Origin of the sequence: Microbispora cellulosiformans (genome assembly GCF_008728085.1) — a bacterium.
Taxonomy (GTDB): domain Bacteria; phylum Actinomycetota; class Actinomycetes; order Streptosporangiales; family Streptosporangiaceae; genus Microbispora; species Microbispora amethystogenes.
Genome location: NZ_VYTZ01000003.1, coordinates 459,828 through 484,904 on the forward strand (window position 1 = coordinate 459,828; position 25,077 = coordinate 484,904).

Consider the following 25,077-nt stretch of genomic DNA (forward strand, 5'->3'; position numbering starts at 1 on the left):
CGGTGGATCTTCGGCGAGGGTCAGGCCGGGGTGGGGGTGGTGATCTCCGCCGCCATCTGGGTGAGGCGGTGGAGCGGGAGTTCGAGCGGGGTCGCGTCGCCGGCCCAGGGAGCGGCCTCCTCGACGGCGGCCCTGGCCTGCCGCTTGGTGAGCCCGGCCGTCCCGGCGGCGTGCCGGGCTGTCGTGGCAGGTTCGGCCGTGACCTTCCCGGTGGCCGCCGGAGCCTCGGCGTGCCCGGACGGTGCGGTGGGTCCGGGCGTCGGGGTGAGGCCGGCCCTGACGAGGTCGGGCCTGGTGAGCGCCTCCCGCCAGGTGTTGGCGAGCTTGCCGTGCGCGCTGTCGAGGATCGCGCGGATGATCCGGTCCGGCCCGCCCTCCGGAGGCGCGAGCCGTACGGCGTCGAGGACACGGCCCTCGGCGGAGAGTTCGTAGACCGGGGCGAGCAACGCGGCCAGCGCGGGCAGCCCGGCGACCGGGGCGGCGAGGAGCACCCGCACGTGCCGGGCCCGGGTCGCGAGCAGCAGGCGGGGGAGGGCCGCCTCCAGCCCGGCCGGCACCGCGATCGCCACCCGCTCCGGGTCGGCGGCGTACGGCTTGGCCAGCAGCGTCGCGAGCCGGGTGCGGGGCACCTGGGGCAGCAGGCCGCGCGGCCAGTCCCCGGCGAGCAGGCCCGGCCCGAACGCGGTCACCGCCGCCTCGTCCGCCGCCCTGTCCGCCGCGCCTGCCGCACCCGGGCCGGCCGCGCTGCCCGCCGCCTTCGCCGCCGCCCTGTCGGGACGTCCGGCGGGGGCGGACTCCACGGCCTGGGGGCCCTGCGTGTAGATGGCCGTGGCGAGGCGGTCGAGTCGCGCGGCGATCGCGGGCCAGGTCTTCGTGGTGGGACGCAGCACGTAGAGGTCCGCCGCGCTGCCGATCGCCTCCGCCCCGTGATACCGGTTGAAGTGCGGAAATATCGCCTCGTGCAGCAGGTTGAGGTCGACGAGCGCCTTCTGCACCTTCAGCGCGAGCATCGGGGTGCGCTCGGAGGCGCCGTACGCCACGAGGATGCGTCCCCGCTCGCGGTCGCGCAGGCCCTCGGCGGCCCGGGCGGCGAACAGCCCGATCCCCTCCGGTGTGTACGGCGGGTCGGTGATCGCGAGGTCGGCCCAGCCGCGCAGCGACGGCGGCAGGCCGAGGCGCAGGTCGGCCCACCGGGTGCGCACCCCGAGGTCCTGGGCGTCGATGAACTCCAGGATGCGGTCGTCGATGTCGGCCACCGCCACCTCGACCTCCGGGTGGACCATCCGTACGGCCAGCGAGGTCAGGTCGTGGTCGCCGACGCAGAGCAGGCGGGCGCCGGGCAGCCAGAACCGCCGCCCCAGCAGGAGCGCGCGGCGCAGCACGGTCTCGGCGGTCGCGGAGACGTGGTCGAGCGCGTGCCGGCCCCGGGGGGCCTCGGCGATCAGCCGCTCCAGACGGGCGAGGGTTTCGGCGTGTTCCGGGACCATTTCGGACACCGGATTCCCGAGATCGGAAATTTCCGGCTCGACCCCCGCGTTGAAGCGGTTGACCTGATCCATGGGTATACGGACACGATCGCCGCTGTGCTCAAGGGGGAGCACCCGTAGTAGCGACTCGATCGTCCGCCGTGGCGTCGCGGTCTCCCGTACCAGGTCGGACAGGGTCCACCAGCGGCCGCCTGAGAGGAGCGCCAGTGCTCCGCGCAGGTGCAGGCCGTCCACGCCGGCCTCCGCCAGCAGTTCGTCGATCGCCTCATGACCACCCATGGACAAACCCTATCGAGGCCCTATCCACCGCGCTGACCTGTGAAGGTTCGCGAAGTGGACCGGGGGGGCACTATTCCGGCAGCGTGTTGTAATCTCTAAGCACCACAACCGCAGCAGGGCCAGCGTCGTCCCTCTGTTCCACGCAGAAGTTGACGACGGGAGTGACTACATGCCTGCTGCCCGCCTTGGCCTTCCCGGAGGTCTCCCCGAGCCTCAGGGACTCTACGACCCCGCCTATGAGCACGACGCCTGCGGCGTCGCCATGGTCGCCGACGTGCAGGGTCGCCGCAGCTACGACATCGTCGCCAAGGCACTGACGGCCCTCCGCAACCTCGACCATCGGGGCGCGAGCGGCAGCGAGCCGGACACCGGCGACGGAGCGGGCATCCTCACCCAGATCCCCGACGCGTTCTTCCGCGCCGTGACGGCCGGGCTGGGATGGCACAGTGAGCTTCCCGCGGAGGGCGCGTACGCCGCGGGCACCGCGTTCCTGCCGGCGGACGAGCAGGCCAGGCAGACCGCGATCGGCCTCATCGAGGAGATCGCCGCCGAGGAGGGCGTGAGCATCCTCGGCTGGCGCGACCTGCCGGTGGACCGCGACCTGCCCGGCGCCACCGCGCGGGCGGTCATGCCCCACTTCGCGCAGCTGTTCGTGACCTCCCCCGGCGGCGAGACCGGCGTCGACCTCGACCGGATCGTGTTCGCCTTCCGCAAGCGGGCCGAGCACGAGGCGGACGTCTACTTCTCCTCGCTGTCCTCGCGGACCATCGTCTACAAGGGCATGCTGACCTCGCTGCAGGTCGAGCCGTTCTTCGCCGACCTGTCCGACGAGCGCTACGTCAGCGCCATCGCGCTGGTCCACTCGCGCTTCTCGACGAACACCTTCCCCTCCTGGCCGCTGGCCCACCCCTACCGGTACGTCGCGCACAACGGTGAGATCAACACCGTCCGCGGCAACCGCAACTGGATGCGCGCCCGCGAGGCGATGCTCGCCACCGGCCTGATCCCGGGCGACCTGCGGCGGCTGTTCCCCATCTGCGACCCGGACGGCTCCGACACCGCCTCGTTCGACGAGACGCTGGAACTGCTGCACCTCGGCGGCAGGTCGCTGCCGCACGCCGTGCTGATGATGATCCCGGAGGCGTGGGAGAACCACACCGAGATGGACCCGGCCCGCCGGGCCTTCTACGAGTTCCACTCCACCCTCATGGAGGCGTGGGACGGCCCCGCGTCGATCACCTTCTCCGACGGCACGCTGGTCGGCGCGGTCCTCGACCGCAACGGCCTGCGCCCGGGCCGGTTCTGGGTCACCGACGACGGCCTGGTCGTGCTCGCCTCCGAGGCCGGCGTGCTGTCCGACATCCCGCAGGAGAAGGTCGTCCGCAAGGGCCGCCTGCAGCCGGGCCGGATGTTCCTCGTGGACACCGCGCGCGGCCGGATCATCGAGGACGACGAGGTCAAGGCCGAGCTCGCCGCCGCCGAGCCGTACGGCGAGTGGCTGCACGCGGGCCTGGTCCGCTTCGAGGAGCTGCCCGAGCGCGAGCACGAGCACCCCACCCACGAGGCGCTGGTCAAGCGGCAGCAGACCTTCGGCTACACCGAGGAAGAGCTCCGGATCATCCTCACGCCGATGGCGCGCAACGGCGCCGAGCCGATCGGCTCGATGGGCACCGACAGCCCCGTCGCCGTGCTGAGCGAGAAGCCGCGGCTGCTGTTCGACTACTTCAGCCAGCTCTTCGCGCAGGTCACGAACCCGCCGCTGGACGCCATCCGCGAGGAGCTCGTCACCTCGCTGCAGTCGACGATCGGCCCCGAGGGCAACCTGCTCGACCCCGGCCCGGCCTCGTGCCGCCGGCTCGTGCTGCCCTACCCGGTGATCGACAACGACGAGCTCGCGAAGATCGTCCACATCAACGACGAGGGCGCGCTGCCCGGCTTCCAGCCGTACGTCGTGTCCGGCCTGTTCGACGCCGCAGGCGGCGGCGAGGCGCTGGTGCGGCGGCTGGAGGAGATCCGCCTGGAGGTCTCCCGGGCCATCGAGGACGGCGCCCGGATCATCGTGCTGTCCGACCGCGGGTCCTCCCGCGAGCGGGCGCCGATCCCGTCGCTGCTGCTCACCGGCGCGGTGCACCACCACCTCATCCGGGAGAAGTCCCGCACCCGGGTCGGCCTCGTGATCGAGACCGGCGAGGCCCGCGAGTGCCACCACATGGCCCTTCTCGTCGGGTACGGCGCGAGCGCGATCAACCCCTACCTCGCCCTGGAGACGGTCGAGGACATGATCGCGACGGGTCAGCTCGACCTGGACCCGCGCAAGGCCGTGCGCAACCTCATCAAGGCGTACGGCAAGGGCGTCCTGAAGGTCATGTCCAAGATGGGCGTGTCCACGGTCGCCTCCTACACCGGCGCGCAGATCTTCGAGGCCCTCGGCCTCGGCGCCGAGGTCATCGACAGGTGCTTCACCGGCACCACCTCCCGCCTCGGCGGCGTCGGCTTCGACGTGCTGGCCAGGGAGGCGCTGGAGCGGCACGCGCGGGCCTATCCCCGCGCGGAGAACCCGCACCGGCGGCTGGAGGTCGGCGGCGAGTACCAGTGGCGCCGCGAGGGCGAGCCGCACCTGTTCAACCCGACCACCGTCTTCAAGCTCCAGCACTCCACCCGCACCCGGCGGTACGAGATCTTCAAGGAGTACACGTCCCTCGTGGACGGGCAGTCCGAGAAGCTCATGACGCTGCGCGGCCTGTTCAAGCTGCGTCCCGCCGGCGCGCCGATCCCGATCGACGAGGTCGAGCCGGTCGAGTCGATCGTGAAGCGGTTCTCCACCGGCGCCATGTCGTACGGCTCCATCTCGATGGAGGCGCACGAGACGCTGGCCATCGCGATGAACCGGCTCGGCGCCAAGTCGAACACCGGCGAGGGCGGCGAGGACCCCGAGCGGCTGCACGACCCCGAGCGGCGCAGCGCGATCAAGCAGGTGGCCTCCGGCCGGTTCGGCGTGACCAGCGAATACCTCGTCAACGCCGACGACCTGCAGATCAAGATGGCGCAGGGCGCCAAGCCCGGCGAGGGCGGCCAGCTGCCCGGCCACAAGGTGTACCCGTGGATCGCCAAGACCCGGCACTCCACCCCCGGCGTCGGCCTCATCTCGCCGCCGCCGCACCACGACATCTACTCGATCGAGGACCTCGCCCAGCTCATCCACGACCTGAAGAACTCCAACCCGCGCGCCCGCGTCCACGTGAAGCTGGTCGCCGAGGTCGGGGTCGGGACCGTGGCGGCGGGCGTCAGCAAGGCCCACGCCGACGTCGTGCTGATCTCCGGCCACGACGGCGGCACCGGCGCCTCCCCGCTGACCTCGGTCAAGCACGCGGGCGCCCCCTGGGAGCTCGGCCTGGCCGAGACCCAGCAGACGCTGCTGCTCAACGGGCTGCGCGACCGCATCGTCGTGCAGGCCGACGGCCAGCTCAAGACCGGCCGCGACGTGGTCATCGCGGCGCTGCTCGGCGCCGAGGAGTACGGCTTCGCCACCGCTCCGCTGGTCGTCTCCGGCTGCGTCATGATGCGGGTCTGCCACCTCGACACCTGCCCGGTGGGCGTGGCCACGCAGAACCCCGAGCTGCGCAAGCGGTTCAGCGGCAAGCCCGAGTTCGTGGTGAACTTCTTCGAGTTCGTCGCCCAGGAGGTGCGCGAGTACCTCGCCGAGCTCGGCTACCGCTCGCTCGACGAGGTCATCGGGCGGGCCGACCTGCTCGACACCACCCGCGCCGTCGAGCACTGGAAGGCCGCCGGCCTCGACCTGTCGCCGATCCTGTATCAGCCGGAGCTGCCCGAGGGCACCCCGCGCCGCAGGGTCGCCGAGCAGGACCACGGTCTCGACAAGGCGCTGGACAACACGCTGATCCAGCTCGCCGAGGGCGCGCTGAACCTCGGCGAGCCGGTCACGCTGGAGCTGCCCATCCGCAACGTCAACCGCACGGTCGGCACCATGCTCGGCCACGAGGTGACCAGGCGGTACGGCGGCGCGGGCCTGCCCGACAACACGATCGACGTGTCGTTCACCGGCTCGGCGGGCAACTCGTTCGGCGCGTTCGTGCCGCGCGGCGTCACGCTGCGGCTGACCGGCGACGCCAACGACTACCTCGGCAAGGGCCTGTCGGGCGGCCGGATCGTGGTCCGGCCGCACCCCGACGCGCCGTTCGAGGCCGAGACGCAGGTCGTCTCGGGCAACGTCGGCCTGTACGGCGCGACGTCCGGCGAGGTCTTCGTCCGGGGCATCGTGGGCGAGCGGTTCTGCGTGCGCAACTCCGGCGCCACCGCCGTCGTCGAGGGCGTGGGCGACCACGGCTGCGAGTACATGACCGGCGGTAAGGCCGTCGTCCTCGGCGCGACCGGCCGCAACTTCGCCGCCGGCATGTCGGGCGGCGTGGCGTACGTGCTGGACCTGCGGCCCGAGCGGGTCAACCGTGAGATGGTCGAGCTCGAGGCGCTGAACGACGAGGACGCCGAGTTCCTGCGGGAGATCGTCGACCGGCACCTCACGGAGACCGGGTCCACGGTCGCCAAGGCGCTGCTGGCGGACTGGGACGCCGCGCTCGGCCGGTTCGCGAAGATCATGCCGTCCGACTACAAGCGGGTCCTGCTGGCGCGGGCCGCCGCCGAGGCCGAAGGGCGCGACATCGACGAGGCGGTCATGGCCGCCGCCCACGGGTGACGCCGATGAACGTCGTCACCACCACCGCAATTCCCACGCGACGATAAGGGGGGTACACCGATGGCTGACCCGAAGGGGTTCCTGACACACGGGCGCGAGCTGCCGGCGCGCCGCCCGGTCGACGTGCGCATCCGCGACTGGCGCGAGGTCTACGAGGACTTCCCCAAGCCCGCGCTGACCAAGCAGGCGGCCCGATGCATGGACTGCGGCATCCCGTTCTGCCACAACGGCTGTCCGCTCGGGAACCTCATCCCCGAGTGGAACGACCTCGTCTACCGCGACGACTGGCGCGAGGCGATCGAGCGGCTGCACGCGACCAACAACTTCCCGGAGTTCACCGGCCGCCTGTGCCCCGCTCCGTGTGAGTCGGCGTGCGTGCTCGGCATCAACTCCGACCCGGTCGCGATCAAGCGGGTGGAGGTCGAGATCGTCGACCGGGCCTTCGCCGAGGGCTGGGTCACGCCGCAGCCGCCCGCCGTCAGGACGGGCCGGAAGGTCGCGGTCGTCGGGTCCGGCCCGGCCGGCCTCGCCGCCGCGCAGCAGCTCACCCGCGCCGGGCACGACGTGGTCGTGTTCGAGCGGGCCGACCGGATCGGCGGGCTGCTCCGGTACGGCATCCCCGAGTTCAAGATGGAGAAGCGGCACGTCGACCGCCGCATCGCCCAGATGGAGGCCGAGGGAACCGAGTTCCGCACCGGCGTCGACGTGGGCGTGGACGTCACAGCGGCCGAGCTGCGCGCGGAGTTCGACGCCGTCGTGCTGGCGGGCGGCGCCACGGCGTGGCGCGACCTGCCGGTGCCCGGCCGCGAGCTCAAGGGCGTCTACCAGGCGATGGAGTACCTTCCCCCGGCCAACAAGGCCCAGGAGGGCGACTACCCGGAGTCGCCGATCTCGGCGGAGGGCAAGCACGTCGTCGTGATCGGCGGCGGCGACACCGGCGCCGACTGCATCGGCACCGCGATCCGGCAGGGCGCGCTGTCGGTCACCCAGCTGGAGATCATGCCGAGGCCGCCGGCGGCCCGTCCGGGCAGCCAGCCGTGGCCGACGTACCCGATGCTGTTCAAGATGGAGAGCGCGCACGAGGAGCTGGAGGCCGGGGCGGGCGACCGCGTGTACGCGGTGTCCACCACCGGGTTCGCCGGCGACGACGAGGGCAACGTGCGGGCGCTTCGCCTGGTCGAGGTCGAGGGCCCGGCGGCGGGGTTCGCGCCGATCCCCGGCACCGAGCGGGAGATCCCGGCCGACCTGGTCACGCTCGCCATGGGCTTCCTCGGCCCGGAGAAGGGCCCGCTGCTGAACGACCTCGCCGCCCTGTCGGGCGACCCGGAGTCGTTCTTCGACGCCCGTGGCAACGTGGCCCGGAACTCCTCGTACGAGACGTCGGTGGAGGGCGTGTTCGCGGCCGGCGACCTGGGCCGCGGCCAGTCGCTGATCGTGTGGGCGATCGCCGAGGGCCGGTCCGCGGCGGCGGCGGTCGACCGGCACCTGAGCGGCCGTACGGTCCTGCCCGTGCCGATCCCCCCGACGGCGCGGCCCCTCGTCTGATCGCTCGTCTGATCACCACGTGCGCCGCCGGCGCGGCCTCCAGGCGACTGGACCGTGTCCGGCGGCGTCACCCGGCAAACCGGGAATACCTCCATCTCGGGAGGCCAGGCCGCGCGGCGGCCGGCCCGTGCGGCCCTCGGGCCACGCGGTCCGGCGGGTTGCGGCGCGCGGCCGGCTGCCGGGAAGATGCTGAGCCCGATCACGGGCCCGGAATCGAGGAGGAGCGTTGCACGCACGGGGGCGGCTCGCCGGGGCCATCATGTCGGTCGCACTGCTCGGCGGGCTGGGCGCCCCGTCCAGCGCACCAGTGATACCGGGCGTACCGGTCGCACTTACCTCGCCGGTCGCGCTGGACACGCCGAGTCCGTCGGGGTCCGCGACCGCGGCCGGACAGGCGGGTGACTACCTGGTCTTCTACGTGGACGGCGGGCGGGCCGCCGCGCAGCGGGCGGCCGAGGCCGCCGGCGGCACGGTGCGGGCCCACGACGACCGCCTCGGCTATCTCCTCGTGCGCACCTCCGCGTCCGAGCGGATCGGCGCCGACCCCGCCGTGGTCGGCGTCGCCCGCGACCGCCCCATCGGCCGGACCGCCGGCGCGGGGCGTACGTCCCCCGGCGCGACACGGCCGGACGGGGCCGCGCGGGCGGGGGAGAGGCGAGCGGGAGGCGCGGAGCCGCTCGCCGGCCGCCAGTGGGACATGAAGATGATCGGCGCCACGCCCACGGGCTCCTACGCGAAGGCGAGGGGCAGCCACAAGGTGCTGGTCGGCGTGATGGACACCGGCGTCGACGGCCGGCACCCGGACATCGCGCCGAACTTCAACCGGGCGCTGAGCCGCAACTTCGTGACCGACCAGCCCACCGACCCCAACGGCAGGAAGCTCGACGGACCCTGCGAGTACCAGGGGTGCAAGGACCCGGCCGACGTCGACGACGACGGCCACGGCACCCACGTCGCGAGCACGATCGGCTCGCCCATCAACGGCATCGGCGTCGCCGGCGTCGCCCCCGACGTGTCGCTGGTCAACCTGCGCGCCGGCACCGACTCGGGCTTCTTCTTCCTCAAGCCGACCCTGGACGCCCTGGAGTACGCCGCCGACATCGGCGTCGACGTGGTCAACATGAGCTTCTACGTCGACCCCTGGACGTTCAACTGCCCGGACAATCCAGGCGACACGCCCGCCGAGCGGTCGGAGCAGCGGGCGATCCTGGAGGGGATGCGGCGGGCGGTGAACTACGCCCGGTCGCACGGCGTCACCCTGATCACCGCCATCGGGAACGCCGGGGGAGACCTCGGCAAGCCGAAGACCGACACCTCCAGCCCCGACTTCCCGAAGGGCTCGGAGAAGAACCGGTCCGTCGACAACTCCTGCCGCAACGTCCCGGCCGAGCTCGACGGCGTCATCTCGGTGTCCGCGGTCGGCCCGAGCGGCCGCAAGGCGCCCTACTCCGACTACGGCACCGAGCAGACCGACATCGCGGCACCCGGCGGCGACGTCTTCGACGGCGGCACCGCGCTGCGGGGGAAGGACCGGGAGATCCTCGCCGCCGCCCCCGAGCACGTCCTGCGCGCGCAGGGCCGGCTCGACGCCAAGGGCATGCCGAAGGACAACTCGGTGATCCGCGAGTGCCATGCCGGCAAATGCGCCTACTACCAGTACATGGAGGGCACCTCGATGGCGGCGCCGCACGTGACCGGCGTGGCGGCCCTCATCGTCGGGCGGTTCGGCAAGCCGGGCCCGGGCGGGCTCCAGATGGACCCCGCGGAGGTGGAGCGCCTGCTCTACGCCACGGCGACGCCGAAGGGCTGCCCCTCGCCGCGCACCTACCGCTACGGGACCGGGGAGACCCAGGTATGCGAGGGCCCCGCGAGCAGGAACGGCTTCTTCGGCCACGGCCTGGTCGACGCCGCCCGGGCCGCGACCGTCACGCGCTGACCCGCCTGAGCATCGACCCGTCTGAGTATCGAACTGAGTAGGCCGCCGGATGCCCGGCGGCCGGGCGGCGATCTACCCTCGGCGTGTTCGGGAGGGCAGATCATGATCTACCGGTACGTCTGGCAGGCCACGATGGCCGCGCACTTCCTGGTCATCGCCTACATCGCCCTGGGCGGCTTCGCCGCCTGGTGGCGGCCCCGGCTGGCCTGGCCGCACCTCGCGCTCTGCGCCTGGGCGCTCGTCCAGCTCACCGGGCTGGTGGAGTGCCCGCTGACGGCGCTGGAGAACTGGGGACGCGCCCGGGCGGGGGAGCGGGGCCTGCTGCCCGGCGGCTTCATCGACACCTACATCGAGGGGATCGTCTATCCCGAGGAGTACGTCGCGGTCGTCCGGCTGGCCGTGATCGCCGTCGTGCTCGTCTCCTGGGCCGGTCTGGCCGTCGTCATCCGCCGACGCCGCAGACGTCCTTCGCGTACGACAGGAACGTCTGCTGCACCGGCGCCGGAGGCGTCGCGATGAGGTAGCGCCGCTCGCCCGTCCCCACCGTCCCGTAGACCGGGAACAGGTACGCCTTCTTCGCCTCGGCGAAGGCGTGCCAGTCGCAGCGGGCGGGCGTGACCTCAACCGGGATCTCCAGGCGCGGCGTCCCCGGCTCCAGCACGGCCACCGGACGGCTGCGGCCCGACAGCGGCCGGACGGCGTAGTGCGTGGTGGCGCCCAGCTCGTCGATCGTCACGGGCTCCGCGCCCTGCCTCCTGGTCACCAGGAGCACCCCGCGCAGCGTCCGGCCCGCCCTGGTCCACGTGTCGCCGAAGGTCACGTCCGCCGCCCGGCGCAGGAGGTACGCCCCGCACTCGGCCTTGACCAGCCCCGCCAGCAGCGGGTCCGGATGGCGTACGGGGAACTCCGCCCTGCGCGCCGGCCCCTCGCCCGCCTGCACGGTCGCCACGACGGTGGCGGGGCGGACCGGCGGGATCGTCGCGGGGTCGCACCGCGCCTCGCCGTAGGGGATCCGCAGGTCGGTGCGCGGGGTCCGGCCCAGCGTGGAGTCCACCCGGGTCGGCGGGAGCGTGGCGAAGGAGCCGGTGACGAGCTGCACGTCGACGAACCTGACGGGGGTGTCGCCGTCGTTGCGCACGGAGACCTCGAGCTCGTGGGCCGCCTCGTCGCTGCGCCACTGGTTCAGGGACACCGAAACACCCGGCGGAGGCGTGGGGGATTCGGTAGCCTGGCCTCCGCACGCCGCCAGGGTGAACAGCGCCGTTATCGCCCCCCATGCCCGGGTACGTTCCATGGCTGCAGGCTAGGGCACGCGGGTGATCGCGTGAAGTGTCTGAACATTTGGCGACGGCTGTATGTGCCGTCACATCGAGTGGTCTGTACCAATTAGGGTAGTGCTGTGAGTCGTCGAGCAAAGATCGTCTGTACCCTCGGGCCCGCCACCTCCTCGCCGGAGCGCCTTCGCGAGCTCATCAAGGCGGGCATGAACGTGGCCCGTTTCAACCTCTCCCACGGCAGCCACGAGCTGCACAAGGAGGTGTTCGACCGGGTCAGGGCCGCCGCCGACGAGCTGGGCTGTGCCGTCGGCATCCTGGCCGACCTCCAGGGTCCCAAGATCCGCGTCGGGCGCTTCGCCTCCGGCCCCGTCCGGCTCGGCTTCGGCGACGTCTTCACCATCACCACCGAGGACGTCCCCGGGGACCGTGACATCGTGTCCACCACCTACGCCGGCCTGCCGGGCGACGTCGGTCCCGGCGACACCATCCTCGTCGACGACGGCCGCCTGAACCTCGAGGTGACCGCGGTCGAGGGGCCGCGCGTCGTCACCCGCGTCGTCATCGGCGGCATGATCTCCGACAACAAGGGCCTCAACCTCCCCGGTGTCGCCGTCAGCGCCCCGGCGCTCACGGAGAAGGACGAGGCGGACCTGCGCTGGGCCCTGCGCACCGGCGTCGACATGATCGCCCTGTCGTTCGTCCGGTCGCCGGAGGACGCGGCCCTCGTCCACGCGATCATGGAGGAGGAGGGCGTCCGGCTCCCGCTCCTCGCCAAGATCGAGAAGCCGCAGGCCGTCGAGTGCCTGGAGGAGATCGTCGACGCCTTCGACGGCGTGATGGTCGCCCGCGGCGACCTCGGCGTCGAGCTTCCGCTGGAGCAGGTGCCGATCGTCCAGCGCCGCATCATCGAGCTGTGCCGCGAGAAGGCCCACCCGGTCATCGTGGCCACCCAGATGCTCGACTCGATGATGAGCGCCCCGCGGCCCACCCGCGCCGAGGCGTCCGACGTCGCGTACGCGGTGATGGACGGCGCCGACGCGGTGATGCTGTCCGGCGAGACCTCGGTCGGCACCTACCCGATCGAGTCCGTGGCCACGATGGACCGCATCGCGGTCGCGGCCGAGGGCACCACGCTGCAGGCCACCCACAACCTGGACCGGCTGCCCGAGACGACCGGCGGCGCCATCGCCCGCGCGGCGGCCGAGGTCGGCGCGATCGTCAAGGCCAAGGCCCTGGTGGCGTTCACGATGTCCGGCGAGACCGCCCGCCGCCTGGCGCGCTACCGCTCGTCGATCCCGCTGCTCGCCTTCACCTCCAATCCGCAGGTGCGCGGCCAGCTCGCGCTCACCTGGGGCGTCGAGACGTTCGAGGTGCCGTTCGTCCACCACACCGACGACATGGTGCGCCAGGTGGAGGCCTCGCTGCTCGCGCTCGGCGTGTGCGAGAAGGGCGACAAGATCGTCGTCGTGGCGGGTTCCCCGCCCGGCAACCACGGGTCCACCAACGCGCTGCGCGTCCACACGGTCGGCTCGCTCGTCGCCCACCCGGCGGGCTGACGCCGGCGGCCCGCGGGGCCGGCCCGCACGGGCCGGGCCTCCGCGGGAGCTGTGATCCCCGGCGGTGGAGGTAAACCGCTTGCGGGCGCGGTGTTCTTCGACGGAGCATGGCAGGAGCGAGTAATCCGTCCTGTCAGACGCCGGAGGAGCGCTGCGCCCGTTGATGGCATCCCCCCAGACCCACGGGCCCGTCCACGGCCGGTCGTCATGGCGCTCGCTGTGGCGGCTGCGGGCCTACCTGCGGCCGTACGCCGGCAGCCTGGTCGTCTCGTGGTTCGCGGCGCTCGGCGGCATCTCGGCCGGCACGGTGATCCCCCTCGTCGGCAAGGAGATCATCGACGGGCCGGTGGCCCACGGGGATCGGACCGGGCTGGTCCCGCTCGGGCTGCTCGCCCTCGGCCTCGGCGTGACCGAGGCGGTTCTTACGTTCGTCCGCCGGTGGTCGCAGGCAGGGCCGGTCCTCGGCCTTGAGACCGCGATCCGCGACGACGTCTACCGGCAGCTCCAGCGGCTGCCGATGAGCTTCCACGACGGGTGGCAGTCGGGCCAGCTGCTGTCCCGTGCGACGAGCGACCTGTCCACGATCCGGCGGTTCCTCGGGTTCGGCGTGCTGTTCCTGATCATGAACATCCTGCAGCTCACCGCGGTGACGGTCGTGCTCCTGCGGATGTACTGGCCGCTCGGGCTGCTGGTCGCCGCCTCCGCGCTCCCCGTCGTGGCCCTGTCGCTGCGGTTCGAGCGGCGCTACATCGGCATCTCCCGGCGGCTGCAGGACCAGCAGGGCGACCTTGCGACGCTCGTCGAGGAGTCGGCCGTCGGAGTGCGCACCATCAGGGCGTTCGGGCGGCGCGAGCACGTCTTCGGCGGCTTCGCCGCCGCCGCGCGGGAGGTCCGCCGCACCGCCCTGGGGAAGGTCCGCCTGGCTTCCCGGTTCTTCACCTTCCTCGAAGTGGTGCCGAACGTCACGCTCGCGCTGGTCCTGCTGCTCGGCGCGATCGCGGTCGGGGCCGGCGCACTGACGCTCGGCACGCTGGTCGCGTTCACCACGCTGGTCCTCCAGCTCGTCTGGCCGGTCGCCTCCCTCGGCTACATCCTCGCCATGGGACAGGAGGCGATGACCTCGGCGGACCGGGTCGTCGAGGTGCTCGACACGGTTCCCGAGATCCGCGGCGGCACGGCCGTCATCGAGCGCCCACGCGGCCACGTCCGCTTCGAGGGCGTGGAGTTCCGCTTCCCCGGCGCGGACCGCCCGGTGCTGCGCGACGTCTGGCTGGAGGTGCGGCCGGGGGAGACCATCGCCGTCGTCGGGGCCACCGGTTCGGGCAAGACGACGCTGACCACCCTCGTGCCCCGCCTCTGCGACGTCACCGCGGGTCGCGTCACCATCGACGGGCACGACGTACGGCACCTGTCACTGGCCTCGCTGCGCTCGGTGGTCGCCACCGCGTTCGAGGAGCCCACGCTGTTCTCCATGAGCGTGCGTGAGAACGTCACGCTCGGCCGCGGAGACGCCGGCGAGGAGGAGATCAGGCAGGCCCTGGAGATCGCGCAGGCGACGTTCGCCTACGACCTGCCGTGGGGGCTCGACACCCGCATCGGCGAGCAGGGCATGTCGCTGTCGGGCGGCCAGCGGCAGCGACTGGCGCTGGCCAGGGCGGTGCTCGGCCGGCCGCGCGTGCTCGTGCTCGACGACACCCTGTCGGCGCTCGACGTGGAGACCGAGGCGCTGGTGGAGGAGGCACTGCGCCGCGTGCTCGCCGACGCCACCGGCATCGTCGTGGCCCACCGCGCCTCGACGGTGCTGCTCGCCGACCGTGTGGCGCTGCTGCGCGACGGCACCATCGCCCACGTGGGACGCCACGGCGACCTGCTGGCCACGGTGCCGGAATATCGCGAACTGCTCGCCCAGGACGCCGGCCTCGACGCCGAGAGATCCGCGCCATGACCCAGGAAACCGACACCGAAGCGGGAAACACCGAGCGACGAGGGAAGCGCCCACTGCGCGCCTCCGGCGCGACCCCGGCGGATGTGAGCGCCCCGATGGGCGAAGCGGGAAGCACCGCCTGGCGGGGGGTCGCGGCCGAGGACCGGGACGAGATCTCCGAGCGGGTCTCCCTGCTGCTGCGCACCCGGTCGCGCCGTCTGCTCGGCGACCTGCTCCGGCCGCACCGACGGGCGATCGCCGTGCTCACCGCGGTCATCGTCGTGTCCAACGCGGCCGGGCTGGCCCTGCCGTACCTGGTGAAGAAGGGCATCGACGACGGGATCCCGCCGATGCTGCGGGGGCACGGTGCGGGGGCCCTGCTGGCCGTCGTCGCCGCGGTGCTGCTGGCCGCGCTCACGCAGGCGTTCACCCGGCAGGCGTTCCTGCAGATGGCGGGCCGGATCGGCCAGGACGTCCTGCTGGAACTGCGCCGCCGGGTCTTCGACCACTTCCAGCGGCTGTCGCTGTCGTTCCACGAGAAGTACACCTCGGGGCGGGTCATCTCCCGGCTGACCTCCGACGTGGACGCGATCGCGGAACTGCTGGACTCCGGCTTCGACGGCCTCGTCACCGCCGTGCTCACCCTGTGCGGCACCGCGGTCATGCTGCTGGTGCTCGACGTGCGCCTCGGTCTGGTGGCGCTGCTGCCGCTGCCGGTCCTGCTGCTGTTCACCCGGTGGTTCCGCCGGGAGTCGAGCGTCACCTACCGCCGTACGCGGGAGGCCGTCGCGCTGGTCATCGTCCACTTCGTGGAGACGATGACCGGGATCCGGGCGGTGCAGGCGTTCCGCCGGGAGCCGCGCAACCAGGAGATCTTCGAACGGCTCAACGCGGACTACCGCGACGCCAACGTGCGCGGCTCGCGCCTGGTGGCCGTGTTCATGCCCGGCATCAAGCTGATCGGCAACGTCACGGTCGCCGTCGTCCTCCTGTACGGCGGCCTGCTCGCGCTGCGCGGCGCGGTCACGGTCGGCGTGCTCGCCGCGTTCCTGCTCTACCTGCGCCAGTTCTACGAGCCGATGCAGGAGATCTCGCAGTTCTACAACGCCCTCCAGTCGGCGGGGGCGGCGCTGGAGAAGCTGTCGGGAGTGCTCGAGGAACGACCCGCGGTGGCCGAACCCGCCCGGCCGGTGCCGCTGCCGCACGCCGCCGGGGGACTGCGCTTCGAAGCCGTCCGGTTCGCCTATGCCGAGGGCCCGCCGGTGTTGCCGCTGCTCGACCTGGAGATCCCCGCCGGGCAGACGGTCGCCGTCGTCGGCACGACCGGCGCGGGCAAGACCACGCTGGCCAAGCTCGTCGCCCGGTTCCACGACCCGGTCGCCGGGCGGGTGCTCCTCGATGGCGTGGACCTGCGCGACCTCGACGAGGACACCCTCCGCCGCCACGTGGTCATGGTCACCCAGGAGAACTACCTGTTCAGCGGGACGATCGCGGACAACGTGCGGTTCGGGCGGCCCGACGCGCCGGACGCGGAGATCGTGCGGGCCGTGGAGGCCATCGGCGCCCACACGTTCGTCTCCACCCTCCCCGAGGGATACGAGACGCAGGTCGGCAAGCGCGGCGGCCGGATGTCGGCGGGGCAGCGGCAGCTTGTCGCGTTCGCCCGGGCCTTCCTCGCCGATCCCGCCGTGCTGATCCTGGACGAGGCGACCTCCAGCCTCGACGTGCCCAGCGAGCGGCTTGTGCAGCGGGCGCTGCGGACGATCCTCGCCGACCGGACCGCGCTGATCATCGCCCACCGCCTGTCCACCGTCGAGATCGCCGCCCGGGTGCTCGTGCTGGAGCACGGCCGGATCGTGGAGGACGGCCCGCCCGGCCAGCTGATCGCCGACTCGGGCCGGTTCGCCCGCCTCCACCACGCCTGGCTCGACAGCCTCGCCTGACCCTGCCAGCGGGCCCCGGTACGCGGGGCGGCGCAGAGGAGTGCGGTGCGGAGGAGCGCGGGTCTATACCTCGGGCCCACGAACCGGTCGAGGCGGGCCACGGCGTCGCGTCTGGCGATCGAGATCTCGTCGCGTTTGTTGTGGCGCCACGCGACGCCGAGGCGGTCCAGCGTCTCGCCGCACAGCCACGAGTCCGCACACATGATCCGCAGTGACCAGATCCGCTTACCCAGGGTGGTCCCGCCACTCACGGAGCGTCGAGGGGGAGATGCCCAGGCGACGGCTCGCCTGAGCCAGGGTCAGACCGGAGTCGAGGAGACGGAGAGCCCGGCGACGAGTCGAGGAATCGTACACGCGCCCGATCGTGGCAGTCACCACCGACAGTTTCCGAGCGAACACGAGAGGTGAAAAGTGCCCCGGGTGGGACTCGAACCCACACTGTACGGGTTTTGAATCCGCTCCCTCATGCCAATTGGGGTACCGGGGCTTCAATCCGGACTTTACCTACTTTGTCCGAACCCGTCGCGCAGCAGCCTACCAAACAGGTGATCACTCACGAGGCCCCTGGCGTGGTTCCAATGTAGCGGACATCGGTAACCTCTTGTGCGTGAGTACGCAGCGGCGAGTGGTGATCGCGGAAGACGAGGCGCTGATCCGCCTCGACCTCAAGGAGATGCTCGAGGAGGACGGCTACGCCGTTGTCGGGGAGGCCGGTGACGGGGAGACGGCGGTCAAGCTGGCCACGGAACTGCGCCCCGACCTGGTGATCCTGGACGTGAAGATGCCGGTGCTCGACGGGATCTCCGCGGCGGAGCGCATCGTCTCCGAACGGATCGCCCCCTGTCTCATCCTCACCGCGTTCTCGCAGCGCGACCTGGTGGAGCGGGCCAGGGACGCGGGGGCGATGGCCTACCTGGTCAAGCCGTTCACCAAGGGCGACCTGGTCCCCGCGATCGAGATGGCGGTCAGCCGGCACGAGGAGATCGCCGCCCTGGAGAAGGAGGTCTCCACGCTGTCGGAGCGGCTGGAGACCAGGAAGCTGGTGGAGCGGGCGAAGGGCCTGCTCATGGCCCAGCACGGGTGGACCGAGCCGCAGGCGTTCCGGTGGATCCAGAAGGCGTCGATGGACCGGCGCATGAGCATGCGCCAGGTGGCGCAGATCGTGGTGAACGAGAACGGCGGCGGGGCCCCGGCACCCGCCTGACCACGCGCCTGCGCTGATCGTCTAGGAGAAGACTCCTGGTCAGGGGCGTGCGCCGCTAAGTTGAGGAGTTATTACGACTCCGCATCCAAGTGCGGACAGTTCTGATGCATCCCTGGTCGGGGGCACCCCCGGCTATGTACCTTTCAGCCATTCGATCGGGACAGTCGGCAGCGCTGACGGATTCCCGGGCCTGGATGAAGGAGATGCTTTCATGATCCGCATTGCCCCCCTCGGGCGGGCTCTGGCCGTCGCCGCGGCCGCCACGCTCGCGCTGGCGGCCTGTGGCGGTGGCGAGGACAGCGCCGCCCCGAGCGCCTCGGCTCCGGCTCCGGCGGCCTCCTCGGCCCCCGCCGCCGCGCAGGGCGACGGCGTCCTCACCATCGGCACGTTGCTGCCCCAGACCGGTTCGCTCGCCTTCCTCGGCCCGCCGGAGTTCGCGGGTGTGAAGCTGGCCGTCAAGGAGATCAACGACGCCGGCGGTGTTCTCGGCAAGCCGGTGACCGAGATCGACACGGACTCGGGTGACACCTCCACCAACATTGCCTCCCAGTCTGTCGACAAGTTGCTGCAGCAGAAGGCCGACGTGGTCGTGGGTGCCGCGTCGTCCTCGGTGTCGCTGTCGGTCATCGACAAGATCACTGGTGCGGGCGTCGTGCAGATCTCGCCGGCGAACACCTCCGACCAGTTCACCACGTACGACGACAAGGGCCTGTACTTCCGTACGGCGCCGCCGGACGTGCTGCAGGGCCGCGTGCTCGGCGACCTGATCCTCGCCGACGGCAACGACACCGTCGGCATCCTCGCCCTCCAGGACGCGTACGGCACGGGTCTGGCCGACAACGTGCAGAAGGCGGTCGAGGGCGGCGGCGGCGAGGTCGTGGAGAAGGTCATCTACGACCCGAAGGCGGCCGACTACTCGGCCGACGTCGCCAAGATCAAGGAGAAGAACCCCAAGGCCGTCGCGCTGATCGGGTTCGACGAGACCAAGAAGATCGTCCCCGAGCTGGTCAAGCAGGGCCTGACCGCCAAGAAGGTGAAGTACTACTTCGTCGACGGCAACCTGTCCAACTACGGCACCGGCAAGGACGGGTTCCCCAAGGGCACGCTCGACGGCGCGAAGGGCACCCAGCCGGGCGCCCAGGTCTCCGACGACTTCAAGGAGAAGCTGAAGTCGGTCGACCCGAAGCTGAAGGACTTCAACTACGGCCCCGAGTCGTACGACGCCACGATCGTCACCGCGCTCGCGGCGCTCGCCGCCAAGAGCGACGTGGGCAAGGACATCGCGGCGAAGCTGAAGGACGTGTCCAGCGGCGGTGAGAAGTGCAAGGACTTCAAGTCCTGCGCCGACATGCTGGCCGCGGGCAAGGACATCGACTACGACGGCGCGTCGGGCCCGATCGAGTTCAACGACGCCGGTGACCCGGCCGAGGCCACGATCGGCGTCTACGAGTACGGCGCCGACAACAACAACAAGAACGTCGCCTTCAACACCGGCAAGATCGCCGGCTGATCTGGCGGCATGACGGTGACAGGGGCGGGCCGGTCCTACCGGCCCGCCCCTGCTGCGTCATCCGGGTGAAGGACGGCCACAGGCGGTGAGGACGGCGGCGGACGCCGTACGGTACTCGCGCAGCAGGCGGGGCCGCCGGGAGTCCGCCGTACGGGCGAGGGAGAGGGTTCCGGCGAGGTCGTCGATGGCCGCGACGGCCGGAGCGGCCGGGGCGGGCAGCCCGGAGCCGTACATCGCCAGCGTCCCGCGGAGGTAACCGAAACGGCCGCGTACGTCGCCGTCCCAGTGCTGGGCCTCCTCCTGCCCGGCGGGCAGCAGCGACAGCCCCAGATAGCCGATGGCCGACACGACGCGGGCGCAGGGGTCGTCCCCGGCCTTCGCCCCGGTCACGTAGACGGCGCCGGCGGCGTCCGGCGAGGTGGCCGCGGCACGCGGCGCGGGCGCGTGATCCGGGGCCTGGCAGGCGGACAGGTTCACGACGAGCGTGGTGACCGTTGTGACGACCACCGCCGCCCGTGGGAAGCTTCGCGTCATACGCCTCATTGTGCGCGCGAAGGATGCCGGACGGATGCGGATCCGGTCACAGCTCCACGACGAGGACCCCGGCGGAGACGTTCCGCCGGGGTCCTGCGAAGGGGGTCGTGCCGCCGGGCTCAGGCCCGGGCGAGCGTGCCTAGGTAGAGCTGGATGACCTTGGGGTCGTTGATCAGGTCGCGGCCGCTGGCCATGTAGGCGTTGCGTCCCTGGTCGAGCACGTAGCCGCGGTGGCAGATCTGCAGGCAGCGGCGGGCGTTCTGCTCCACCATGATCACGGTGACGCCGGCCTTGTTGATCTGCTGGGCCTGGATGAAGACCAGGTCCTGCAGCTTGGGCGACAGGCCCGCGGAGGGCTCGTCGAGCAGCAGGACCGACGGCTCCGTCATCAGCGCGCGGCCCATGGCCACCATCTGCCGCTCACCGCCCGACAGCGAGCCCGCGCGCTGCTTGCGGCGTTCCCGCAGGGCGGGGAAGATCTCGCAGACGAACTCGAACCGCTCCTTGAACCTGCCGGGCACCTGGAAGGCGCCCATCTCCAGGTTCTCCTCGATGGTGAGGCTGGGGAAGACGTTGTTCGTCTGCGGGACGTAGCCCACCCCCCGGGACACCAGAGCGTGCGCCTTGAGGTTGGTGATGTCCTCGCCGTCCAGGGTGACCGAGCCGCTGCGTACGGGCACGAGCCCGAACAGGGTCTTGAGCAGGGTCGACTTGCCGGCGCCGTTGGGGCCGATGATGCCGATCAGCTCGCCCTTCTTCACGTACAGGTCGGTGCCGTTGAGGATGTTGACGCCCGGAATGTAGCCCGCGTACAGCTCGTCGGCGCGCAGCAGCGCACTCTCGGCCCCCGCGACGTGCTCGGAGCGGTCGGTGACGGCCGCCCGCGAGACGCTCTCGTCACCGGCCTCCGTGTCTGTCGAGGTGTCTGTCGAGGCGTCCGACGACGCGGACGCCGCCTCGGCCGGCTCCGGCTCGACGGTGCCGCCCGGTGTGACGGCGTCCTCCGGTGTGACGGAGCGGTCCGGCTCGGCTGCGCTCATGCCTTCTCCTCGATCTCGGCTTCCAGCTCGGCCTCGGCCTCCTGCAGCTGCTCCTCGAACTCCTCCGCCGACATCGGCGCGTCGTGGTGGGCGCCCAGGTACGCGTCGACCACCCGCTGGTCGGACATGATGGTGTCCGGCGGCCCCTCCGCGATCACGGCCCCCTGCGCCATCACCACGACCCAGTCGCTGATGTCGCGGACCATGTCCATGTCGTGCTCGACGAAGAGCACGGTCATGCCCTCCTCGCGCAGGTCCTTCACGTGCGCGAGGAGCGACTGGGTCAGGGCCGGGTTCACGCCCGCCATGGGCTCGTCCAGCATGACCAGCTCGGGGCCGACCATCAGCGCCCGGGCCATCTCCAGCAGCTTGCGCTGGCCGCCGGACAGCGAGCCCGCGAAGTCGTCGCGCTTGGTGTTGAGCTTGAAGCGTTCGAGAAGTTCCTCGGCCCGCTCGGTGATCTCGTCCTCCTGCCGGCGCCAGCTGCCCGGGACGAGCGCGCGGAAGAAGTTCTCCCCGCGCTGGTTCTGCGCGCCGAGCCGCATGTTCTCCATCACCGTGAGCTTCGACAGCGCCTTGGTGAGCTGGAACGTGCGCACCATGCCCGTGCGGGCCACCCGGTGCGCGGGCACGCCCTTGAGCTGCTTGCCGTTGAAGGCCCAGGACCCCTCGTCGGCGCTGTCGAAGCCCGTGAGCTGGTTGAAGAACGTCGTCTTGCCGGCGCCGTTCGGCCCGATGAGCGCGGTGATCGAGCCGCGCTGGATCTCCAGGTGGGCCACGTCGACGGCGGTGAGGCCGCCGAAACGGCGTACGACGTTGTCGACGACGAGGATGGGGTCGGGCTTGGCGACCCCCGGCTCGCGATCGAGGTCGGCGAAGGCCGCCAGCGCCGCCGCCTTCCTCGTCGTGGTGCTGTCAGCGTGCATCGAGCGCGATCTCCCTCTTGTCGCCGAAGATGCCCTGAGGCCGGAAGATGAGCAGGAGCATCAGGCCGAGGCCGACCAGCATGAACCGGACGGCGCCGATGTTGTTCACGGTGAACAGCGAGGGGAGCATTCCGGCCGAGACGGCCTCGCTGAGCGTGTTCCCGACGAAGACCAGCAGCACCCAGAAGATCGCGGCGCCGACGACGGGGCTGAAGACGCGGGCCGCGCCGCCGAGGATCACGATCGTGTACGCGTAGAACGTGAACTCGGTGCTGAACAGGTCGGGCTGCACCGACGCCTGGCCGAGCGCGAACAGGAAGCCGCCGAGGCAGCCGACCAGGCCGCCGAGCACCAGGGCCTGCATCTTGTAGGAGAAGACGTTCTTGCCGAGGCTGCGCACGGCGTCCTCGTCCTCGCGGATGGCCTTGAGCACGCGGCCCCACGGGCTCTTCATGAGCAGGTAGACCAGCCCGCAGCAGATCGCGATGAGCACCCAGCCGACGGTCAGGATCCAGGTCACCCGCTCGTTGAAGCTGATCGGGCCGATGCCGTACGTGCCGGGGGAGTAGGGGTTCATCGCGAAGAAGTCGCCGGAGAAGTTCTGCCGCCCGTCCGAGCCGCCGAAGACGCTGCTGAACTTCACCGACCTGAAGACGAGCCGGACGATCTCGGCCGCCGCGATGGTGACGATGGCGAGGTAGTCGGCCCGCAGCCGCAGGGTCGGGATGCCGAGCAGGAAGGCCAGCACGACGGTGGCGGCCAGGCCGATCGCGATGCCCAGCCAGAACGGCAGGTGGAAGGTGGCCACCGTGACGGCCATGCCGTACGCGGCGACGCCGAGGAAGGCCGCCTGGCCGAAGTTGAGCAGCCCGGCGTAGCCGAACTGGATGTTGACGCCGATCGCGGCGAGCGCGTAGACGACGGTCTCCAGGCCGATCGAGGCCTTGACCGTGGTGATGAGGATTGCGTTCCAGTCCACGTGTGGTCTCCGATCAGCCGATGCGCTCGCGCCGGCCGAGAATGCCCTGCGGCCGGAAGAGCATGACGAGGATGAGCACCAGCAGCGCGCCGACGGTCTTCAGCTCGGTCGGCACCACGACGGTGGACAGCTGGATGAACAGGCCGACGACGATGGAGCCGACGAGGGCGCCGAACGCGGTGCCGAGCCCGCCGAGGGTGACACCCGCGAAGACGAGCAGCAGGATCTGGAAGCCCATCTGGTAGCTGACGTTCTGCGACAGGCCGAGCATGATGCCCGCGAGCGACGCGATCGCCCCGCCGACGGTCCAGATGATCCGGATGACCCGGTCGACGTTGATGCCGGAGGAGGCGGCCAGCGCGGGGTTGTCGGCGACCGCGCGGGCGGCCTTGCCGATGCGGGTCTTGAGCAGCGCGAGGCCGACGATCACGAGCACGAGGAGCTCGATGCCCATGGCGACGAAGTTCTTCGGCGCGGCGGAGATCGGGCCGACCTGGATGCCCGGCTGGGCGTTGTAGTCGGCGTACGGCGCGCCCTCACCGCCGAAGAAGAACAGGAAGACGTACCGCAGGAACAGGGCCAGGCCGATCGAGATGATCATCATGGCCACGAGGCTGCTGCCTCGCCTGCGCAGCCGGCCCCAGAAGAACCGGTCCTGCCCGTACCCGAAGATCCCGCCGATCACGACGGAGATCAGCGCGGCCCAGACGAGGTGGACCCCCACGACGACGTTGAAGAAGTAGGCGCACATCGCGCCGAACGTGAGCAGCTCGCCGTGGGCGAAGTTGGTGAGGCCGGTGGTGCCGAACACCAGCGACAGGCCCATCGCGGCGAGGGCGATGATGAGCCCGAGGTTGAAGCCCTCGAAGGTGAGCTGCGCGACCCGGTCCCAGAAGGAGGTCCCCCCGTCGTCGGCGGGCGCGGCGCCGCCCTTCGCACCTGCCGGCACGAGGGCGAACAGGACGTTCCGTACGCTGCCGTCGTACACCTGCACGTCGAGCGTGGACCTGTTCTGGAACTTCAGGGCGACCCCCGCGGGGAGCGTGGAGGTGTCCAGGGTGACCTTGTACTTGCCCGCCTTGGGGACGGGCACCTCCCACTTGCCGTCGGCACCCGAGGTGGCGTCGTCGACGGGTTTGCCGTCCTCCGCCACCACACTGATCTTCACGCCGTTCACCGGCTGGCCTTGGTTTTGGAGTGTGCCCTTCAGTGCCTCTCCGTCCGCCCACGCGGGGGCGGTGAGGAGAAAGACGAGTCCACCCATGAAGGCCGTGAACGCGATCACGGCTCTGCGCAATGGTGCTCCCTCTGATTCAGGTCGTGGCGGGGTCGTGCCCCAACAGCGGACGCGCAACGTCGGACAGGTTCTGTCTCGTTGTGGCCGGAGCATAAGCCTGGGACGCCCGGTTCAGGGTTCTTCGTCACCAATCGGTGACCATGGTGTGTCACTGACGTGAGAAAAGCTTTCGCAGGTCAGCGGGCTGTCATGAGTCATTCGAGGCGACGGTGCTGGAGAACGGGCGGCACGGAGCGACGATGAGCCCGTGGGGTGACCTTTGGGACCGTACACAGCTTCCCCGGCTCCGCACGTTGTCTACTCGGTTCCCCACGGGCTCTGGAGCCACAACGCTAGCGACCGGAGCGACCCGCGTGCAAAGAGAGTCGCAAGCCGTTCCGGTTTGACCCTCAATGCGTGCCGAAAGTCGGTTGCGCCTCTTGTCCGCATGCCGACCTCCCGGGGCGGGCGCGGGCCTGCTCATTCGGGCCTGATGAGACAGGTGAGACGGGACGTGCACACCATCCGGCCCTCGCCGTCGGTGATCTCGATGGCGTACGTCGCGAGCGTGCGCCCGCCGTGCACCCGGGTGGCGACGGCGGTGACGTGCCCCGAGGTGGCGGCGCGGTGGTGGGTGGCGTTGATCTCGATGCCGACGACCCTGCGTCCCGGCCCGGCGTGCAGGGCGGCGCCGGTCGAGCCGAGCGTCTCGGCCAGCACGCACGAGGCGCCGCCGTGCAGCAGGCCGAACGGCTGGGTGTTGCCCTCGACGGGCATGCGGCCGACCACCCGCTCCGCGCTCGCCTCGAGGATCTCGATGCCCATGCGCCGGTGCAGGCCCAGGGAGGCGTTCATCTCCGCCACGAACTGGCCGGGATTCGTCAAGGTCAAGGGGACGCCTCCGGTGGGAAGACCACGGGTTTTCTGTCGTAGAGGGAGACTAGGCTGCG

The 25,077-nt window shown here is 71.2% G+C and carries 18 protein-coding genes and 1 tRNA gene; 9 read left to right on the plus strand and 10 right to left on the minus strand.

What is annotated here, in order from left to right; translation table 11 throughout:
* Nucleotides 1-20: 20 nt before the first annotated feature.
* Nucleotides 21-1,766: a bis-aminopropyl spermidine synthase family protein gene (locus F5972_RS10130; RefSeq protein ID WP_150933147.1), complete on the minus strand. Its 1,746-nt coding sequence runs from the start codon at nt 1,764-1,766 to the stop codon at nt 21-23.
* A 169-nt stretch (nt 1,767-1,935) separates the two neighbouring features.
* On the opposite strand from F5972_RS10130, the gene gltB reads away from it, so the two are divergent.
* The 4 genes from gltB to F5972_RS10150 all read left to right on the plus strand — a co-directional run bounded on the left by gltB (nt 1,936) and on the right by F5972_RS10150 (nt 10,477).
* Nucleotides 1,936-6,477, plus strand: coding sequence for a glutamate synthase large subunit (gene gltB, locus F5972_RS10135; RefSeq protein ID WP_150933148.1), 4,542 nt, complete (start codon nt 1,936-1,938; stop codon nt 6,475-6,477).
* A 60-nt stretch (nt 6,478-6,537) separates the two neighbouring features.
* Nucleotides 6,538-8,022, plus strand: a complete 1,485-nt coding sequence (locus F5972_RS10140) for a glutamate synthase subunit beta (protein WP_150933149.1) — start codon at nt 6,538-6,540, stop codon at nt 8,020-8,022.
* A 226-nt stretch (nt 8,023-8,248) separates the two neighbouring features.
* The gene (locus tag F5972_RS10145; RefSeq protein ID WP_225311316.1) at nt 8,249-9,958 is read left to right on the plus strand and encodes a S8 family peptidase; all 1,710 of its coding nucleotides are present in this window, start codon (nt 8,249-8,251) and stop codon (nt 9,956-9,958) included.
* 102 nt (nt 9,959-10,060) lie between these two features.
* Complete coding sequence (locus tag F5972_RS10150; protein WP_150933150.1) at nt 10,061-10,477, plus strand: DUF2784 domain-containing protein; 417 nt, start codon at nt 10,061-10,063, stop codon at nt 10,475-10,477.
* Here F5972_RS10150 and F5972_RS10155 read toward each other — a convergent pair.
* The gene (locus tag F5972_RS10155) at nt 10,401-11,252 is read right to left on the minus strand and encodes a hypothetical protein (protein WP_150933151.1); all 852 of its coding nucleotides are present in this window, start codon (nt 11,250-11,252) and stop codon (nt 10,401-10,403) included. The genes F5972_RS10150 and F5972_RS10155 overlap by 77 nt on opposite strands.
* 105 nt (nt 11,253-11,357) lie before the next feature.
* Between F5972_RS10155 and pyk the strand changes: the two genes are divergently transcribed.
* From pyk to F5972_RS10170, 3 genes are all read left to right on the plus strand, one after another.
* Complete coding sequence (pyk, locus tag F5972_RS10160; protein WP_150933152.1) at nt 11,358-12,791, plus strand: pyruvate kinase; 1,434 nt, start codon at nt 11,358-11,360, stop codon at nt 12,789-12,791.
* A gap of 163 nt (nt 12,792-12,954) precedes the next feature.
* Nucleotides 12,955-14,736: an ABC transporter ATP-binding protein gene (locus F5972_RS10165; RefSeq protein WP_150933153.1), complete on the plus strand. Its 1,782-nt coding sequence runs from the start codon at nt 12,955-12,957 to the stop codon at nt 14,734-14,736.
* A gap of 95 nt (nt 14,737-14,831) precedes the next feature.
* Complete coding sequence (locus F5972_RS10170; protein WP_150933154.1) at nt 14,832-16,658, plus strand: ABC transporter ATP-binding protein; 1,827 nt, start codon at nt 14,832-14,834, stop codon at nt 16,656-16,658.
* A 225-nt stretch (nt 16,659-16,883) separates the two neighbouring features.
* Here F5972_RS10170 and F5972_RS39310 read toward each other — a convergent pair whose 3' ends face one another.
* Nucleotides 16,884-17,057: a helix-turn-helix domain-containing protein gene (locus F5972_RS39310; RefSeq protein ID WP_150933155.1), complete on the minus strand. Its 174-nt coding sequence runs from the start codon at nt 17,055-17,057 to the stop codon at nt 16,884-16,886.
* 13 nt (nt 17,058-17,070) lie between these two features.
* Nucleotides 17,071-17,145 (minus strand) — tRNA-Leu (locus F5972_RS10180).
* A gap of 120 nt (nt 17,146-17,265) precedes the next feature.
* On the opposite strand from F5972_RS10180, the gene F5972_RS10185 reads away from it, so the two are divergent.
* Both F5972_RS10185 and F5972_RS10190 read left to right on the plus strand, forming a co-directional pair.
* Nucleotides 17,266-17,862 carry an ANTAR domain-containing response regulator gene (locus F5972_RS10185; RefSeq protein ID WP_263641810.1) on the plus strand — a complete coding sequence of 199 codons (597 nt, stop codon included), beginning with the start codon at nt 17,266-17,268 and terminating at the stop codon, nt 17,860-17,862.
* 211 nt (nt 17,863-18,073) lie between these two features.
* On the plus strand, nt 18,074-19,372 hold the full coding sequence (locus F5972_RS10190) for an ABC transporter substrate-binding protein (protein WP_150933156.1): 1,299 nt from the start codon (nt 18,074-18,076) through the stop codon (nt 19,370-19,372).
* Nucleotides 19,373-19,429: 57 nt separating this feature from the next.
* Here F5972_RS10190 and F5972_RS10195 read toward each other — a convergent pair whose 3' ends face one another.
* From F5972_RS10195 to F5972_RS10220, 6 genes are all read right to left on the minus strand, one after another.
* Nucleotides 19,430-19,906 carry a hypothetical protein gene (locus F5972_RS10195; RefSeq protein WP_150933157.1) on the minus strand — a complete coding sequence of 159 codons (477 nt, stop codon included), beginning with the start codon at nt 19,904-19,906 and terminating at the stop codon, nt 19,430-19,432.
* Nucleotides 19,907-20,025: 119 nt separating this feature from the next.
* A complete protein-coding gene (locus F5972_RS10200) occupies nt 20,026-20,946 on the minus strand; it encodes an ABC transporter ATP-binding protein (RefSeq protein ID WP_191910046.1) in 921 nt (306 codons plus the stop codon).
* Nucleotides 20,943-21,872 (minus strand): ABC transporter ATP-binding protein, encoded by a 930-nt coding sequence (locus tag F5972_RS10205; RefSeq protein ID WP_150933158.1) that lies wholly within the window; start codon nt 21,870-21,872, stop codon nt 20,943-20,945. The genes F5972_RS10200 and F5972_RS10205 overlap by 4 nt, the downstream gene beginning before the upstream one ends.
* Nucleotides 21,862-22,851: a branched-chain amino acid ABC transporter permease gene (locus F5972_RS10210; protein ID WP_150933159.1), complete on the minus strand. Its 990-nt coding sequence runs from the start codon at nt 22,849-22,851 to the stop codon at nt 21,862-21,864. Before F5972_RS10210 ends, F5972_RS10205 begins: the two co-directional genes overlap by 11 nt.
* 13 nt (nt 22,852-22,864) lie before the next feature.
* Nucleotides 22,865-24,019, minus strand: a complete 1,155-nt coding sequence (locus F5972_RS10215) for a branched-chain amino acid ABC transporter permease (protein ID WP_225311317.1) — start codon at nt 24,017-24,019, stop codon at nt 22,865-22,867.
* A gap of 588 nt (nt 24,020-24,607) precedes the next feature.
* Nucleotides 24,608-24,982: a PaaI family thioesterase gene (locus F5972_RS10220; protein WP_150933389.1), complete on the minus strand. Its 375-nt coding sequence runs from the start codon at nt 24,980-24,982 to the stop codon at nt 24,608-24,610.
* Nucleotides 24,983-25,077 lie beyond the last annotated feature (95 nt).

What these genes read in the sequence shown, in the direction of transcription:
- F5972_RS10170 (WP_150933154.1), top strand. Translation starts at nt 14,832, where the DNA reads ATGGGCGAAGCGGGAAGCACCGCCTGGCGGGGGGTCGCGGCCGAGGAC.
- F5972_RS10165 (WP_150933153.1), top strand. Translation starts at nt 12,955, where the DNA reads ATGGCATCCCCCCAGACCCACGGGCCCGTCCACGGCCGGTCGTCATGG.
- F5972_RS10220 (WP_150933389.1), bottom strand. Translation starts at nt 24,982, where the DNA reads ATGAACGCCTCCCTGGGCCTGCACCGGCGCATGGGCATCGAGATCCTC.
- F5972_RS10200 (WP_191910046.1), bottom strand. Translation starts at nt 20,946, where the DNA reads ATGAGCGCAGCCGAGCCGGACCGCTCCGTCACACCGGAGGACGCCGTC.
- F5972_RS10155 (WP_150933151.1), bottom strand. Translation starts at nt 11,252, where the DNA reads ATGGAACGTACCCGGGCATGGGGGGCGATAACGGCGCTGTTCACCCTG.
- F5972_RS10140 (WP_150933149.1), top strand. Translation starts at nt 6,538, where the DNA reads ATGGCTGACCCGAAGGGGTTCCTGACACACGGGCGCGAGCTGCCGGCG.
- gltB (WP_150933148.1), top strand. Translation starts at nt 1,936, where the DNA reads ATGCCTGCTGCCCGCCTTGGCCTTCCCGGAGGTCTCCCCGAGCCTCAG.
- F5972_RS10205 (WP_150933158.1), bottom strand. Translation starts at nt 21,872, where the DNA reads ATGCACGCTGACAGCACCACGACGAGGAAGGCGGCGGCGCTGGCGGCC.
- F5972_RS10130 (WP_150933147.1), bottom strand. Translation starts at nt 1,766, where the DNA reads ATGGGTGGTCATGAGGCGATCGACGAACTGCTGGCGGAGGCCGGCGTG.
- F5972_RS10150 (WP_150933150.1), top strand. Translation starts at nt 10,061, where the DNA reads ATGATCTACCGGTACGTCTGGCAGGCCACGATGGCCGCGCACTTCCTG.
- F5972_RS10190 (WP_150933156.1), top strand. Translation starts at nt 18,074, where the DNA reads ATGATCCGCATTGCCCCCCTCGGGCGGGCTCTGGCCGTCGCCGCGGCC.
- F5972_RS10195 (WP_150933157.1), bottom strand. Translation starts at nt 19,906, where the DNA reads ATGACGCGAAGCTTCCCACGGGCGGCGGTGGTCGTCACAACGGTCACC.